Genomic DNA, 18,006 nt, shown 5'->3' with positions numbered 1-18,006 from the left:
ATGTTTTCATTCAAACAGTGGATCGAAGTGCTGGAAACCAATGCCCTGCACTTCCCGGAGCGTGCTGCCCTGCACTTCTTGCCGGACGGCGTCGAGATCGGCGAAACCCTGACCTTTTCCCAACTGCACGAGCAGTCCCGGTCCCTGGCGGCCGCGCTGCAATCGCGCTACGCGCCAGGTGATCGCGTATTGCTGATGCTGCCCAGCAGCCTCGACTACGCCCGGGCATTCTGTGCCTGCCTCTATGCCGGCATGATCGCCGTGCCGTTGTTTCCACCGCCGTCGCGAAAACCACGTCACCTTGAACGCGTGCGCAATGTGGTGGTAGACGCCGAGCCGGCACTGATTCTCGCCCCGGCGGAGCATTGCGAGGGCTTGCTGGAACTGGTGGAGAATCGCGTCGACGTGCTGACGGTGCAGCACCTCGGCACGCCACCGGCCAGCCAGTGGCAACGCCCGACGATCGATGGTTCGACCGTGGCCTTCTTGCAATACACCTCGGGTTCCACCGGTTCGCCAAAAGGCGTCGAGGTACGCCAGCGCAACCTGATCGCCAACGTCGATCTGATGCGCCAGGCGTACGGTTTCGATGAGCGCGGTGCCATGGTCAACTGGCTGCCGCTGTACCACGACATGGGTTTGATCGGCGGCCTGCTGGCGCCGATCTACAGCGGCATGCCCTGCTACCTGATGGCTTCGCAGACCTTCGTCAATGCGCCGTCGACCTGGTTGCAGGCGTTGAGTCGCTACCGTGGCACCGTCAGTTTCGCGCCGAATTTCGCCTATGCCCTGTGCAACCGGGTGGTCAGCGATAACCTGATCGCCCAGCTCGATCTGAGCGCCTGGAAACACGCCATCAACGGCGCCGAGCCGATCCACCCCGGTACTCTGGAAACTTTCGCCCAGCGCTTTGCCGCCTGCGGCCTCAACCCCTTGGCGATCAGCCCCGGTTATGGCCAGGCCGAGGCAACGCTGTGTGTCAGCGCCACACCGGAAGATGCGCTGCCGGTGGTGCTGCGCCTGGACAAGGCAGTACTGCAAAGCGGTCGCGTCGCACTGGCCGCCGCCGATGCCGCCGCCGTGGAGTTCGTCGCCTGCGGCTTCCCGCAGGCTTTGCACAGCATTGCCATCGTCGACCCGCAAAGCCATGAACGCTGCGCCGCCGACCGCATCGGTGAAGTCTGGCTGCGGGGCCCGAGCAACGCCGAATCCTATTGGAAAAACCCCGAGGCCACCCGTGAAGCCTTTGAAGCGCGCATTGTCGGCTCAGCCGACCACTACCTGCGCTCAGGCGACCTGGGCTTCATGCACGAAGGCCAGGTGGTCATCTGTGGGCGGCTCAAGGACCTGCTGATTCTCAACGGACGCAACCTGTACCCCCACGACATCGAATTTGCCATCACCGATGCCGAGCCGGGCATTCGCACCGGGCGCATCGCCGCGTTTTCGGAAATGGACCCGGTCCTGGGCCGGGAGAAACTGGTGATCGTCGCCGAGCCCCAGCGTAAGTTCGTCGATCCGGCGCGGCACCCGGCGCTGTTCGCCTCGATGCAGAACGCCGTGCGCGAGGCTGCCGACTGTGGCATCGACCAAATCGTGCTGGTGGAAGCCGGCACCATCCCGATGACCACCAGCGGCAAGATCGCCCGTCAAGGCGCACGCAAGCAGCTGGCGGCGGGCACGTTGAGCATCATCGCCCAGAGCGGTGGGCAGGTTGCCGCCAGCGGCGAAACCCTTGATCTCAGCCAATTCAAGAAACGTGTGCAAGCCTCGACGCACGACGCCCAGGCTGCTTGCCGGCAATGGCTCGGGCAGACCTTGCACGCGGTGAATCCGTATCGGGTAGCAGACTTCGAACGCAGCCTGATCGGTCAAGGCCTGGACTCCATCGGCGTCGCCGATTTCGCCGCCTGCCTGCACAGGGACCTGGGCTGGAACCTCGATACCCAGCGCCTGTTCGGCGAGCAGACCCTGGCGCAATGGGCGCAGGACCTGCTGGATTTCCTGATTGAGCCACCCATGGCCGCCAGCCCTTCGGCCGAGTGTGCAGACGTCAGTGAGAGTCGACAATCCTTCGCCCAGCGTCGCCTGTGGTTCCTGCGTCAACTGAACCCGGAGGACACCCGCCACAATCTGGTGTTGCACCTGGGCCTGCAGGGTCCGTTGGACGTCGAGGGACTGGCCGAGCGCCTGAACAGCCTCGTCCATCGCCACAGCGTGCTGCGCACGGTCTATCGCGATGGTGTGGACGGCCCGCAACAACAGGTTCTTCCGGCGACGCCTGTGCCATTGAACTGGCACGGTCAGACCGAGCAGCAAGCGCTGCGCGACTGTCTGGCGAGTGAGCACGCCACCCCGGTGGATCTGGTCAACGGACCGCTGCTGCGGGCGCAACTGCTGAGTAGAGATGAGCAGCACGACCTGTTGCTGACTCTGCATCACATCGCTTTTGACGGTCGTTCGGCGCAAGTGCTGCTGGCGGAACTGGCGGGCTCGGCGAGCACTGAATGGCCGGTGCAATACCTCGACTTTGCCCAATGGGAAGCTGCGCACTGGAGCGAACAGCGGATCGCCACCGAGCAGGCCTTCTGGCGTGAACATTTAATGGGCATGCCACAGACACTTGAACTGGGCGGCAGCGGCCAGGCTCCGGGCGAGCACAGCCTGAACTTCAGCATGCCCCAAGCCATTTGCGAACAGCTTGCAGCGCTGGCCCGCGAACGCGGCATGACCTTGTTCATGCTGTTGCTCGCCAGCTATCAACTGGTGCTCAAGCAACTGGGCGGCCAGCAACGATTCCTGCTGGGCACTGACGTCAGCGGTCGTCCACGGGCGGAGCACAGCGACGTCATCGGCTTCTTCGTCAACCAGCTGACGTTGCGTTGCGACCTGCACGGCGAGCCGACACTGGCGGCTTTCCTTGAGCGTGTTCGCGATGAGGCGCGCCTGGCCTATGCCCATCAAGGCCTGCCTTTCGACCTGGTGGTTTCAGCTCTGGCGCCGCAGCGCCTGCCGGGTCACTCACCGCTGTTCCAGGTAAAGCTCAACTATCAGCCGTCCCGCGTCACCCCGACCACCATTGCCGGCGCACACCTGCAGACCCTGGAGGTGGCACAGGCGCCGGGGGATTTCCATCTGGTGCTCGACCTGGTGCATGGCGCCGAAGGCCTGGACGCAACCCTCAAGTACCGCGGCGAATATTTCGATCAGGATCGCGCCGTGCGCCTGCAGCACCTGTGGATACGCCTGCTGGAGGAAGCCCGCCTGCTGCTCGGCGAGCCATTGCCGGCACTGGCCGCGCGCATCGACGCCTGGGACCAGGCCTTCCAGCGCGAGCGCCAACAGGCCCAGGCGCTGGCCGGTCGCAGCCAGATGCTGCAAGTCAAACGTCGCTCAATGCCCCTTTAACCGAGTCGGATGCCGTTATGTCTATCGTGCCCCCATCGCCCCGCGCCCTTGGCGCCGTGCGCCGCAAAGCCATGAACGTCTCGGAACGACAACTGGTCACCGAGCGCCTGCTCGGCCCGGAACATGCCTTGCCACTGGTGATCGAACCGGCAGTCAGCGGCGTCGATCTGGTCGCCTGGGCCGCCAGTGAACGCGAGTCCCTCGAGAAAAAACTGCTGCATTATGGCGCCCTGCTGTTTCGTGGTTTCAACGTGGCGTCTGTCGAGCAGTTCGACCAGGTGATTGGCGCCCTCTCCCCGGGTGCGCTGGAATACATGTTCCGCGCCTCGCCCCGGACCCGAGTCGGCGGCAACATCTACACCTCGACCGACTACCCGGCCGACCAGATGATTTTTCCCCACAACGAACACTCCTATTCGCCGCGTTTCCCGCTGCGCCTGTTCTTCTATTGCCAGCTCCCCTCCAAAACCGGTGGCGAAACCCCGATTGGCTCGACCCGTGCGGTCAAGGCCGGTATCAGCCCGCAGATCGAAGCGAAGTTCCGGGAAAAAGGCGTGCTGTACGTGCGCAACTACGGCGACGGCTTCGGCCTGCCGTGGCAGAGCGTGTTCCAGTCCGAAGAGCGCGGCGAAGTCGAAGCCTACTGCGCCAGCGTCGGCATCGAAGTGGAATGGAAAGACAACAACCGCCTGCGCACTCGCCAGCGCGGACCGGCCGTGGTGCGCCACCCGCATACCGGCGAAGAGGTGTGGTTCAACCACGCGACCTTCTTCCACATCAGCACACTGCCGCCGCGCATCCGCGACTCACTGCAGAGCAACTTCACCGACCTGGACTTGCCCACCAACACCTTCTACGGCGACGGCGAACCGATCGAGCCTCAGGTACTGGCATCGCTGCGCACGGCCTACCTCGACTCGCTGGTGCGTTTCAGTTGGCAGCAGGGCGACGTGCTGTTCATCGACAACATGCTTGCCGTCCATGGTCGCGAACCCTTTACCGGCAAGCGCGCAATCATGACCGGCATGGCCGAAGCCCTGCTGTCGAGCGACGTCGCCGTTTGATTTCCAACGGGTGCACCCGCCGTTTGCCAGCGGGCGTGTCGTCGCCCGATCCAAGCCCCATTTCCAGTCGAGTTGAACATGAACGGACTTCAAGGTTTTCGTATTTCGCCGCAACAGGCAGCGCTGTACCCTCACATCAACGGCGTCGCCGCGCACCCCTTCGGCTGTCATCTGCAGTGGTCGCTGTCCGGCCCGACGGACGTGGCGGCGCTGGACAGGCGGCTGCGCTCGTTGATGGCTGGCTGTGAAATCCTCCGTACGCGACTGGTGCCGGTACCCGGCCTGCACCACCCCGTGCAGGTGATCGATGCAGACGGCACGCTGACGGTGGCGTTGCTGGATCTGCGCCAGCACGGCCCCGCCGAGCAGGACGCCGAGCTGACGCGCCTGACGACTCAGTCCCGGGACTGGGCCACACCGCTGGCCGTGACCCTGGTGCAGCTGTCGGATGAACAATCCGTGCTGGACCTGGCCGGCGCCAGCAGCCATTTCGACCTGGCCAGCCTCAAGCTGCTGGCCGATGCGCTGCTGCAAGAGGCCACACCGGATCTGTCCGAAACCCTGCAATACGCCGACTACGCCGAATGGCGCTGGAGCCTGGTGGAAGACGAACCGGACCATCCAGGCACCTGCTTCTGGAAAACCCTCGGCGAGACCGAGCAACCAACCTTGCAACTGTCCCTGGAGTCCTCTGGCGGCACCGGCTTCGCACCGGCCCGACACGCGCTGACATTGCCCGCCGAGCTTGCCCGGCACCCGACCCTGACCTCGCAGTTGATGCTGGCCGCCTGGGCGGCGGTGCTCGGCCGGCTGGCGGGCCAGCAACAGGTCCCGGTCACGCTGATCCATGAAAGCCGGGGCCTCGAACTGGAGAACGCCCTCGGTCTGTTCGAACAATGCCTGCCCCTGAACATCGACCTGGACAGCCAGGCGACCTTGGTCCAGCAAAGCCAGCAGGTGCGCGCCCTCGTGGAGCGCACCGCTGGCTGGCAAGACTATTACACCGGGTATTGCATCCGCGGTTATGCCTTCGCCTGGCGTGCGGGCGATGCTCGGGACCGTTACGCCGGCGCGCTGATGAACCCGGTGAAAGCCTGCCTGAACGTGCGCCAGTGGCCCGACCGCCTGCACGCGGACCTGACCTACGACCGCAACACGCTGAGCGCCGATGCCGCCCGCTGCCTGGGCGAGCAATGGCTGCAATTGCTGCTGGGCGCGCTGGCCGAGCCTCAGCAAGCCTGGACGCAACTGCCACTGGGCGGGCCGCTTCAATCGCAGATCCTTGGCGCCGGTGCCGGCTTGCCGATGATCGAGCCCGTGACGCTGGTTGAGTTGATCGCCCGTCAGGTACGCCAACGACCGTACGCCATCGCCCTCAGCGACGCCGACGGCGACCTGAACTATGCCCGTCTCGATGCCTGCGCAACGCGTCTGGCTCATCAACTGGTGGCTGCCGGCATCGGCCGCGACGTGCCGGTCGGCATCCTGTTTCCCCGCAGCAACGCCGCCATCGTCGCCATGCTGGCGGTGTTGAAAGCCGGTGGCGCCTACGTGCCGATTGACCCGACTTACCCGGCCGAACGCCGCGCCTACATGCTCGCCGACAGCGCCATCGCCCACATTGTCGTCAGCGCCGGGCTGGCCGACAGCGTGCCGGCCAGCCTGCAACGCTTCGTCCTCGACGAGCTTGGTGAAGCGGACACCTGCGACTTGCCGCCACTGCCGCTGCCGGAGGCGGACGCCCTCGCGTACCTGATCTACACCTCCGGTTCCACCGGCGCGCCGAAAGCCGTGGAAATCAGCCACGGCGCCCTGAGCCTCTCGACCCAGGTACGCATGGCCACCTATGAAACGCCGGTGCGCGCCTACCTGCTGTTGTCATCGTTTGCCTTCGACAGCTCGGTCGCCGGGATTTTCTGGACACTGGCACAAGGTGGCCGGCTGGTGCTGCCGGCGCCGGGGGAAGAACTGGAGATGCCGCGCCTGGCCCAGTTGGTTGCCCGGCATCAGGTCAGCCACGGCCTGTCGTTGCCATCGCTGTATCAGGCCCTGCTCGATCAATTGCAGCGTGCGGGCGGTACCGCCAGCCTGGAATGCTGGATCGTCGCCGGTGAAGCCTGCCCTGCGACGCTGATTGCCCAGCACAGCAAAACCTTGCCGCAGGCTCGCCTGGTGAATGAATACGGCCCCACCGAAGCCACGGTCTGGGCCAGTTACGAAGTGCTGGACCCGAGCCGCAACGTCAGCATCGGCCGCCCGATTGCCGGCATGGACCTGCGCCTGCTGAACGAGTTCGGTCACCCCAGCGGCATCGGTGAACCGGGAGAAATCGTTCTCGCCGGGCCGACCCTGGCGCGCGGCTACCGCAACAAACCCGAAGAAACCGCCAAGGCTTTCGTCACCCTGGGTGACGGCACCCGCGCCTACCGCACCGGCGACCTGGCGTGCTGGCTGGCCGACGGGCGCCTGGCGTTCCTCGGCCGTAAAGACCATCAGGTGAAAGTGCGCGGCTACCGCATCGAACTCGGCGAAATCGAGCGACAACTGTGCAACCACAGCGATGTGCGCGAAGCGGCGGTGATCGTCCAGGAACACGCCGCCGGCAAGCGCCTGCTCGCCTACATCATCGCCGCCCACGGTTACGCACCGGACTCGGAAGCGCTCAAGCGCTTCCTCGGTGAACGCCTGCCGTCGTACATGGTGCCGACCCGGGTGTTGACCCTGGCGACCTTTCCGCGCACGCCCAACGGCAAGCTCGATACCCGGCAATTGCCCGACCCGGATCAATTCGATGAAAACGCCCACGTGGCGCCACGCAACGCAATGGAAACCGCGCTGCAAGCGATCATCGCCAAGGTCTTGAAACTGGCATCGGTGAGCGTCACCGACAACTTTTTCGCCATTGGCGGCGACTCGATCCTCAGCCTGCAAGTGGTGGCCCAGGCCCACGAACAAGGCATCGCCCTCTCGGCCAAGCAAGTCTTCGAGCGCCAGACCGTCGCCGCGATGGCCGAGGTCGCGCAACGGGCCGAAGCCGCCGTCGAGCCGGTCGCAGACAGTGCCGAGTTCAGCGCTTCGGGCCTGTCCGATGACGAAATGCAAGCGCTGATGGCCGAACTGGACCAGGCCGGCCTGTGAGCGGGTCCTTCCGTTGCCAGGCCATCACCGTCGCCCCTTTTTACGCAGGACGCTTTCAATGACCACCGAAAAAACCACCGGCAATCCGATCGAAGACGTTTACCCACTGTCGCCGCTGCAGCAAGGAATGCTCTTCCACTCCCTGCTCCACGAAGATTCCGGCGTGTACCTGATGCAGGACCGCTACCGCATCGGCGGGGCCATCGACGAGGGGCTGTTCCTTGAATCGTGGCGCCAGGTGGTGGCGTTGCACCCGTCCTTGCGCGCCAGTTTCCAATGGAAAAGCCAGAAGCAACCGGTGCAGGTGATCCATCGCGAGGTCAAGGTGCCGCTGGACACCCTCGACCTGCGCGGGCTCGCCGCCCATGAGCAGGAGGCGCGCATCCGCAGCCTGCTGGAAGATGAGCAGAAAGTCGGTTTCAACCTGTCGAAGCCGCCCCTGATTCGCTTCCGGCTGGTGCGCCTGGCCGACGACTCCTATGAATTCATCCGCAGCTTCCATCACATCCTGATGGATGCCTGGTGCATTTCCCTGGTGACCGTGGACTTCCTCAAGGTCTACGAGGCGCTGTGCAACGACCGCACCCCGGAACTGAAAAGCCCCCGGCCATTTCGCGACTACATCCAGTGGCTGCAACGCCAGGATGCCGGTAAGGCCGAGCAATTCTGGCGCGGCCAACTGCAAGGCCTCAACGCACCCACGCCGCTGACCGTGGACAACGGCGTAGCCCGCGATCGCTACACCGATGCAGTGCGGGTGGACGACCAACTGATTCACCTGAGCGCAGAGCAAACCCAGGCGCTGGCCGCGTTCTGCCGTAGCCGGCGGATCACCCCGAACACGTTTTTCCAAGGGGTCTGGTCATTGCTGCTGTCGCGCTACAGCGGGCAACGGGACGTGGTATTCGGCGTCACCGTGGCCGGTCGCCCGGCGGACCTGACCGGCGTTGCGCAAATGATCGGCCTGTTCATCAACACGTTGCCGCTGCGGGTGTCGGTGGACCCGGACGCCGCGCTCGGCAGTTGGCTGGGTGCCCTGCAAGGGCTCAACGTCGACATGCGCGACTTTGAGCACACGCCGCTGACCGACATCCAGGGCTGGAGCGATTTTCCCCGGGGTGAAACCCTGTTCGACAGCATCCTGGTGTTCGAAAACGCGCCCATCGACGAGCAGATCCTCGAAGGCGGTTTCCAGTTCAGCCTGGAAGGCATGGACCACAGCGTGCACACCCACTACGGCTTGACCGTGGTAATCCTGCCTGGCGAACAGCTGGGCATTCGCGTGTCCTATGACCGCGAACGCTTCGAAGCGTCCACCGTGGAGCGCCTGCTGGGCCATATCGCCAGTCTCGTCGAAGGCATGCTCGCGGCGCCGGATGCACCGTTGGGCAGTTTTGAACTGTTGGCCGTCGAGGAGCGCCAACAACTGCTGGGTGATTGGGCGGTCAACCCTCACGATTTCCCGCTGGACCAAAGCTACGCGCAGCTGTTTGCCGCCCAGGTCGCCCGGCGCGGCGGGCAAATCGCCGCAGTCTGCGACGGTGAGTCCCTGACCTACACCGAGCTGGACCAGCGCTCCACGCGCCTGGCCCACGCCTTGCGCGAGGCTGGCGCCGGTGAAGACCGACTGGTTGCCCTGGTCGCCCCCCGTGGCCTGGCGCTGTTGACCATGATGATCGCCGTGTTCAAGACCGGCGCGGCGATGCTGCCCCTGGAAGTCAATCATCCGCCCGAGCGCCTGCGGGAAATCCTCGGGCTGGCCCGCTCGCCGTTGCTGGTCGCCAGCGAAGCGTGCAGCGGCCTGCTCGATCCGTTGCTCAGCGGTTTCGAACAGCCCCCCGTGGCGCTGTCCGCCGAAGCCTGCTGGACATCCGCGAACGACTCGCCGCTGCCCCTTCTCGGCCGCCCGGACAGCCTCGCCTACGTGCTATTCACCTCGGGTTCGACCGGTACGCCGAAGGGCGTGATGATCGAACAGCGCGGCATGCTCAACAACATCTTCGGCAAGGTCCCGGCCCTGGGCCTCGGCGTCGATGACCGGATTCCGCAGACCGCGTCGGTGGCCTTCGACATCTCGGTATGGCAGTTCCTCGCCGCGCCGGTGCTCGGTGCCACCGTGCAGATCCTGCCGGATGAAGTCGCCCATGACCCGCAGCGCCTGCTGCAAGTGCTCGCCAGCGAACGCCTGAGCGTGCTGGAGATCGTCCCGAGCCTGATGCGCACCCTGCTCGCGCTGTGCCCGTGCGACTTGCAACTGCCGGACCTGCGCTGGGTTTTGCCCACCGGTGAAGCCCTGCCGCCGACCGTGGCCCGGGACTGGTTTGCGCGCTTCCCGGACATCCCCTTGATGAACGCCTACGGGCCAGCCGAATGTGCCGACGATGTGGCCTTCCAACCGATTTTCGAAGCGCCGCACGCCAACGTCAGCCACATGCCCATCGGCCAGCCGACCGCCAACAACCGCCTGTATGTGCTGGACGAATACCTGCGCCCGCTGCCCGTCGGCGTGGCCGGGGAAATCTGCGTCGGTGGCGTCGGTGTCGGCCGTGGCTACCTGCACGATCCGCAGCGCAGCGCCGAGGTCTTTATCGACCACCCTCAGCTTGAAGGGCGCGTGTACCGCACCGGCGACCTGGGACGTTGGCGTGCAGACGGGGTGATCGAATACCTCGGCCGCCGCGACCAGCAGGTGAAACTGCGCGGTCACCGGATCGAACTGACGGAAATCGAACACCGTCTCGCGCAGCACCCGAACGTGCGCGAAGCCGCCGTGCTGCTACGGCAAAACACCGTCGGCGAGGCCTGGCTGGTGGCGTACTGGTCGGCTCATGACCAGGCCCTGGGCAGCGAGGGGCTGAGCGAACACCTGCGGGCGCAACTGCCGCCCTACATGGTGCCGGCCGCCTTCGTCTGCCTGGACCGCCTGCCGCTGAACAACAATGGCAAGGTCGATCGCAAGGCCCTCGCTGCCCGGGAACTGGACTGGCAGGCCGACACCCAAGCCAGCATCGCGCCGCGCAACGCACTGGAAGCCGCCACGGCGACCATCTGGGCCGAGGTGTTGGGACGCGACACCGTCGGTGTGGAAGACAACTTCTTCACCCTCGGCGGTCACTCGCTGCTGGCGACCCAGATCGTCGCCCGGCTGCGCAGCCATTTCAAACTCGAGCTGCCACTGCGTACGCTGTTCGAGCAGCCTACCGTGGCGTTGCTGGCCCAAGCCATCGCCGCGCGCCAGGCTGACGCTGTCATCCCGCAAGCCGCCATCCTCAGCACTGCAAAAGCCTTACCGCGCCCGGCCCTGTTGCCACTGTCGTTCTCGCAGCAACGCCTGTGGTTCATCGAGCAACTGACCCCGGGCACGATGCTGTTCAACATCCCGTTCGCCCTGCACCTCAAGGGCGAACTCAACGTCGAGGCGCTGCACGCCAGCCTGAATGACCTGCTGGTGCGCCATGAAGTCCTGCGCACGGGCATCCACAGCACCGACGGCGTACCTTACCAGCGCATCAGCGAGTCTCTGGACATCGCCTTGCCCTTCGAGGACCTGTCGGGCCTGGCCGCCACCGCCCGCAAAGGTGCGCAGTTCAACGCCCTGCAAGACACCTTCGAGCAACCGTTCGACCTGACCTGCCCACCGCTGCTGCGTGTGCGTTTGCTGCGCCTGGCGCCGCAAGAACACGTGCTGGGCATCGCCTTGCATCACCTGGTCTCGGACGCCTGGTCGGCGACCATTGCCCTGCGGGAACTGGCCCTGGGGTATGAAGCCCGCTGCAACGGCGCCGCCGCCGAACTACCGGCGTTGCCCGTGCAATACGCCGACTTCGCCCTTTGGCAGCGCGACCACCTGCAAGGCGCCGAACTCCAGCGCCAGCTCGATTACTGGACCACCACCCTGGATCGCCGCGACAGCGAAGGCAGCCCGTTACTGGCGCTGCCCACCGATCGCCCACGGCCCCCGGTGCAAAGCTACCGCGCCGGGATCGTCCAGCGTGAACTCAGCGCCGAACTCAGTGGGCGGGTGCAGAGCTTTGCCAGTCGCCTCGGCACCACACCGTTCACGGTACTGTTCGCCGGTTTCGCCGTGCTGATGCACCGCTTGAGCGGGGATGCCACCGTGCTGGTCGGCACCCCGGTCACCCACCGCGAGCAACCGGGCACCGAAGGCCTGCTCGGCATCCTGTTGAACAACCTGGCGATCCGCGCCGACTTTGCCCCGCAAGCGGACTTCACTGCTCTGGTGCAACAGGTCGCCGAGCGCCTGCGCAGCGGCCTACTGCACCAGGACCTGCCTTTCGAGCAACTGGTGGACAGCCTGCAACTGCCCCGCAGCCTCAGCCATGCACCGCTGTACCAGGTGATGGTGGCCCAGCAGCTGGCCATGGAGTCGCGCTTGCGCTTCCCCGGCCTGGAGCTCGAAGCCCTGGACACCCCGCTCCGTCATTCGGAGTGCGACCTGGATCTGCACGTGCTGTGTCCGGCCAATGCGCCGATCCAGCTGGAGCTGATGTATGCCCTGGACCTGTTCGCCGCCGACAGCGCCCGGCAGACCCTGGCCCGCCTGGAACATTTGCTCGGGCAGATGCTCGCCGAGCCACAACGCCCGGTGGCGGCCCTGCCGTTGCTGATGGAGGCGGACGTGGTGGAGTGGAACCGCACCAAGGTGCCGGTGCCCACGCACCAGACCTTCGCCCAGCTGTACATTAAAGACGCACCGGACGCGATAGATCCGCCACGCAGCGCTGCCGAACAACAACTCGCCGGCCTGTGGTCGGAGCTACTCAAGGTGCCGTTAACGCAGATCGGCCGCGGCAGCCATTTCTTCTACCTCGGCGGTCACTCGCTGCTGGCGGCGGTGCTGTTTGCCCGCCTGCGCCAACAGTTCGCCACGGTGCCGCCACTGCGGGCCGTGTTCGAGCACCCGACCCTTGAGGCCCTGGCTGCGCTGCTGCGCGATCCATTGCAAGCGCCCGCCGCGACTTTCATCGCGGGGCCACGCCCGACACGCCTGCCGTTGTCGTTCGAACAACAACGCCTGTGGTTCCTCGAACAACTGAGCGCCGGCGGTGGCGAGTACAACGTCGTCAGCGCCGTGCAACTGGACGGCGAACTGGACACCCGCGCCCTGCAAGCAGCCCTGGACAGGGTGGTTCAACGCCACGAAATCCTGCGCAGCCGCATCGTGCGCGAGGACGATGGCGAGTTGGCACTGGTCATCGACCCGCAAGTCGACACCACTTTGCAGCTGACAACCTTGGAAACGATCAGCGACGAACACTGGCAGCAGCTGACCGACGACGCCATCCAGGCAGAAACCGGGCGCCGTTTCGACCTCGCCCGCCAGGTGCCGATCCGCGCCACCCTGCTGCTGCGCAGTGGCCGCGCCCAGTCGTTACTGTTGCTTACCGTGCATCACTGCGCCACCGACGACGCCTCCAGCCAGAACCTGCTGGATGAACTGGGCCGCTGCTACAGCGCCCACTGCCAGGGTACGGCGACCACTTTGCCGGACCTGGTCCTGCAATACCCCGACTACGCCCTCTGGCAACGCGAGCCTGCTCAACAGACTGCGTTCAGCAGCCAGTTGGAATACTGGCGCAATCATCTGGACGACGGCGACTACCTGTTGGACCTGCCCACCGAACAGGGCCGTCCCAACCAGCTCGCCCCTGCGGCGGGTGCGGTGCAACTGCAACTGCCGCCAGCCCTGGTGGGACGCCTGCGCCAGTTTGCCCAGCAACGCGGCGCGACCTTGTACATGCTGATGCTGGCTGCCGCGCAACTGCTGTTGGGACGCTACGCCAACCAGCGCGACGTGCGGGTCGGCAGCCCGGTGGCCCAGCGGCCGTTCGCCGAGCTGCAACCGCTCATTGGTTGCTTCGTCAACACCGTGGTGATGCGTGCAGACCTTGATTCGAGCCTGGATTTCGAAGGCTTGCTGAATCAGGTCCGCAACCGCGTACTGGACGCCCAGCAGCATCAGGAAGTGCCATTCGACCAAGTCGTCGAGCACCTCAAGCCGCCCCGCAGCCTCGGCCAGACACCATTGTTCCAAGTGCTGTTCGCCATGCAGAACGCCGATCCGTCGCGTCAGCAATGGCAACAACTGCACGTCAGCGAACGCGCCGTCAGTGCCCAGGCCACCAAGTACGACCTGAACTGGGAAGTGCACGACGGTGAGGTGCTGTCGGTGCTACTGGAATACCGTGCCGCGCTGTTCAGCGAAACCACGGCCCGTCGCTGGCTGGAGCAATGGCAGCAACTGCTTGAAACCATGCTCGACGCACCCCAGACCCGCCTTGCGGACTGGTCACCGTTGGCGGCGACCGAGCGTCAGCGCCAACTGGTGGAGTGGAACGCCACCGAACGCCGTTACAACAGCCCGAACGACTTGCACACCGCCCTGAGCCAACAGGCCGCCCTCAGCCCCGACGCCACGGCGCTGGTGTTCGAAAACCAACGCCTGAGCTACGCCGAGCTGGACCAGCGCGCCCAAACCGTCGCCCGGGCCCTGCGTGCGGCCGGCATCGGCGCCGACGCCATCGTGCCGGTGTGCATGGAGCGTTCCGTGGACATGGTCGTCGCCCTGCTCGGCATCGTCCATGCCGGCGCGGCCTGGCTGCCGCTGGACCCGGAACTGCCCGCCGCGCGCCTGGCCTTCCTGATCGAAGACGCCGACGCCAAGGTCACCTTGACCCAGGCGCAATGGCTGCCGCGCCTGCCCACTGACCATCAGGCCTGGACCCTCGACGCCCTGCCCCCGGCACCGGCGTTCGAGCCGATCAGCGTCGCGGCCAATGACCTGGCCTACGTGCTCTACACCTCCGGTTCCACCGGCCAACCGAAGGGCGTGATGAACGAGCACGGCGCCCTGATGAACCGCCTGTACTGGATGCAGGACGCCTTCCCGATTGGCCCGAACGACCGGGTGTTGCAGAAAACCCCGTACAGCTTCGACGTGTCGGTGTGGGAGTTCTTCTGGCCGCTGATCACTGGCGCCACCCTGGTGGTGGCGCGCCCTGATGGTCATCGCGATCCGGCGTATCTCAGCCGGTTGATCCAGCAGGAACAGGTCACCACGTTGCACTTCGTGCCGTCGATGCTGCGTGCCTTTGTCGAGGAACCGAGCCTGGTCGACTGCCGCAGCCTGCGCCAGGTGTTTGCCAGTGGCGAAGCGTTGCCGGTGGACCTGGTGCGACGCTTCATGACTCAACATCCAGCGGCGCTGGTCAACCTGTACGGCCCGACCGAAGCGGCCATCGATGTCTCGGTGTGGCGATGCTCGGCGGACGACGTGATCGTGCCCATCGGCAAACCCATCGCCAACCTGCGCCTGTACATCCTCGATGAAAGCATGCAACCGCTGCCCATCGGCAGCATCGGCGAGCTGTACATCGGCGGTGTCGGCGTGGCGCGCGGTTACCTCAAGCGGCCGGACCTGACCGAGGAGCGCTTCCTCGCCAGCCCGTTCATCGCCGGGGATCGCCTGTACCGCACCGGCGACCGTTGCCGCTTCCTGGCCGATGGCAACATCGAATACCTCGGGCGCCTGGATCACCAGGTGAAGTTGCGCGGCCAGCGCATCGAGCTCGGTGAGATCGACGCTGAGCTGCTGGCCCAGGGCGGTGTCCGCGACGCCGCGACCCTGCTGCTGGACCAGCGTCTGGTGAGCTTCTGGTGCGGCGACGCCGACGAGGCCGCCATTCGCAGTGCATTGAGCGACAGCCTGCCCTCGCACATGCTGCCGAGTCGCTTCGTGCAGCTCGACAGCCTGCCGCTGAATAGCAACGGCAAGCTCGACCGCAAGGCCCTGGCCGCCACACCGCTGCCGGAAAACCACAGCGAGCGCACGCACACCGCACCGCGCAATGCCATGGAGACCGCGCTTTGCGAGTTGTTCAGCGAAGTGCTGGAGTGCACCGGCGTCGGTATCGACGATCACTTCTTCCAACTCGGCGGCCATTCCTTGCTGGCGACTCGCTTGGCCAGCCGGGTCCGTGAACGCCTCGGGGTCTCCCTGCCGTTGGCGCTGGTGTTCGAACGCCCGACGGTCGCAGCCCTGGCCGATTATCTGGGCATGGCGACAGCGGACGAATCGATCACCGCCCAGCCGCGTCCGGCGGTATTGCCACTGGGTCTGGCGCAGAAACGCTTCTGGCTGCTCAGCCGCCTGGTGCCGGATTCCCGCGAGTACCACATGCCGTTCGCCCTGACGTTGCGCGGCGAGTTGCAGGTCCGCGTCTTGCGTGAGGCGTTCGAACAGCTCAGCCAACGCCACCTGGTGTTGCGCAGCCGTATTGTCGATGTCCAGGGCGAGCCGCAGTTGCTGATTGACGACCATGGACCGGCACTCGCAGTGACTTCAGCCACCACAGCCGACTGGGCCGCAACCTGCGCCAACGCGCAGAACACGCTGATGGCGCCGTTCGATCTCGCCGCCGCCGCGCCTTGGCGTGCACAGCTGCTGCAACGCCAGGGCAGCGACGAAAACCTGTTGCTGGTGTGCCTGCACCACAGCGTCACCGACGGTTGGGCCATGCAGTTGCTCATCGACGAATTGACCCAGGCCTACGCCGCCGGCCTGAACGGGCAGTCGCCGGCCTGGGCGCCACTGGAGATCGACTACGTTGACTTCGCCCTCTGGCAACAGCACCCGGACACCCAGGCCCGTCGTAGCGAGAGCCTGGACTACTGGAAAAACCACCTGGGCCAGGACGACTATCAACTCGACCTGCCCGTCGACCATCCACGTGGCGCCGAAGCGGATCGGCGCGCCCAACAGCTGATCGTCAGCCTCGGCGCCCCACGCGCCGAAGCCATCCGCCAGTTCGCCCGGCAGCGCGGCACCACCACCTACGTGGTGCTGGCCACGGCCCTGAGTGCGCTGCTGGCGCGTTACAGCGGTCAACGCGAAATTCGCCTCGGCACCCCGGCGGACCAGCGTGAACAACCGCAGACCCAGGCGCTGCTGGCCTGCCTGGTCAACACCCTGGTGATCCGCAGCGAAGTCGACCAACGCGCCCCGATCGAACAGTTGCTGACCAGCCTCGAAACCGACCTGCGCGCAGCCCAGGCCCACGCCGATCTGCCATTCGCCACCCTGGTCGGCGCTGTCGCCCAACACCGCGACCTGAACCGCACGCCGCTGTTCCAGGTCCTGCTCTCCCTTAACTATGGTCGCGTGGACAGCAGCCAATGGCCGGGACTGGCTGTCGAAGAACAAGCGCTGCCAGTGATCGATGCCAAGTTCGAACAGAGCTGGGAAGTCCAGGACGACGGCAGCGACATGACCCTGGCGCTGGAATACCAGTCGGCACTGTTCGACGCGTCGACGATGCAACGCTGGAGCACGCAATGGTGTGCACTGCTGGATGCGTTGGTGGCGGCGCCTGCGCGGACACTGATCGAACTGTTCCCGCAGCAGCAGGACCAGCAGCAACTGGACCGCTGGAACGCCACCGAGCGTCATTACAGCGGCCCGAACGACTTGCACACCGCCCTGAGCCAACAGGCCGCCCTCAGCCCCGACGCCCCGGCGCTGGTGTTCGAAAACCAACGCCTGAGCTACGCCGAGCTGGATCAGCGCGCCCAAACCGTCGCCCGGGCCCTGCGTGCGGCCGGCATCGGCGCCGACGCCATCGTGCCAGTGTGCATGGAACGCTCCGTGGACATGGTCGTCGCCCTGCTCGGCATCGTCCATGCCGGCGCCGCCTGGCTGCCGCTGGACCCGGAACTGCCCGCCACGCGCCTGGCCTTCCTGATCGAAGACGCCGACGCCAAGGTCACGTTGACTCAATCACAATGGTTGTCACGCCTGCCGAGCGGTCATCAGGCCTGGACCCTCGACGCCCTGCCCCAGGCACCGGCGTTCGAGCCGATCAGCGTCGCGGCCAATGACCTGGCCTACGTGCTCTACACCTCCGGTTCCACCGGCCAACCGAAAGGCGTGATGAACGAGCACGGCGCGTTGATGAACCGCCTGTACTGGATGCAGGACGCCTTCCCGATTGGCCCGAACGACCGGGTGTTGCAGAAAACCCCGTACAGCTTCGACGTGTCGGTGTGGGAGTTCTTCTGGCCGCTGATCACTGGCGCCACCCTGGTGGTGGCGCGTCCTGATGGTCATCGCGATCCGGCGTATCTCAGCCGGTTGATCCAGCAGGAACAGGTCACCACGTTGCACTTCGTGCCGTCGATGCTGCGTGCCTTTGTCGAGGAACCGAGCCTGGTCGACTGCCGCAGCCTGCGCCAGGTGTTTGCCAGTGGCGAAGCGTTGCCGGTGGACCTGATGCGGCGCTTCATGACTCAACATCCAGCGGCGCTGGTCAACCTGTACGGCCCGACCGAAGCGGCCATCGACGTCTCGGCCTGGCGTTGCTCGGCGGACGACGTGATC

The 18,006-nt window shown here is 65.5% G+C and carries 4 protein-coding genes; all 4 read left to right on the top strand.

What is annotated here, in order from left to right; genetic code table 11:
- On the top strand, positions 1-3,408 hold the full coding sequence (locus J7E36_RS10545) for a condensation domain-containing protein (RefSeq protein ID WP_215002556.1): 3,408 nt from the start codon (positions 1-3) through the stop codon (positions 3,406-3,408).
- Positions 3,409-3,425: 17 nt separating this feature from the next.
- A complete protein-coding gene (locus tag J7E36_RS10540) occupies positions 3,426-4,472 on the top strand; it encodes a TauD/TfdA family dioxygenase (protein ID WP_215002554.1) in 1,047 nt (348 codons plus the stop codon).
- 78 nt (positions 4,473-4,550) lie between these two features.
- On the top strand, positions 4,551-7,610 hold the full coding sequence (locus J7E36_RS10535) for a non-ribosomal peptide synthetase (RefSeq protein ID WP_215002552.1): 3,060 nt from the start codon (positions 4,551-4,553) through the stop codon (positions 7,608-7,610).
- 58 nt (positions 7,611-7,668) lie between these two features.
- Positions 7,669-18,006: non-ribosomal peptide synthetase (locus tag J7E36_RS10530; RefSeq protein ID WP_231286361.1), on the top strand; the 10,338-nt coding region annotated here is incomplete at its 3' end.

This window comes from Pseudomonas fluorescens, from assembly GCF_018614775.1.
Taxonomy (GTDB): Bacteria; Pseudomonadota; Gammaproteobacteria; order Pseudomonadales; family Pseudomonadaceae; genus Aquipseudomonas; species Aquipseudomonas fluorescens_BY.
This window is presented reverse-complemented; position numbering and strand designations above follow the sequence as displayed.

Bases quoted from the DNA above. Each gene is read 5' to 3' on its own strand.
- J7E36_RS10545 (WP_215002556.1), top strand. From the start codon at position 1: ATGTTTTCATTCAAACAGTGGATCGAAGTGCTGGAAACCAATGCCCTG.
- J7E36_RS10540 (WP_215002554.1), top strand. From the start codon at position 3,426: ATGTCTATCGTGCCCCCATCGCCCCGCGCCCTTGGCGCCGTGCGCCGC.
- J7E36_RS10535 (WP_215002552.1), top strand. From the start codon at position 4,551: ATGAACGGACTTCAAGGTTTTCGTATTTCGCCGCAACAGGCAGCGCTG.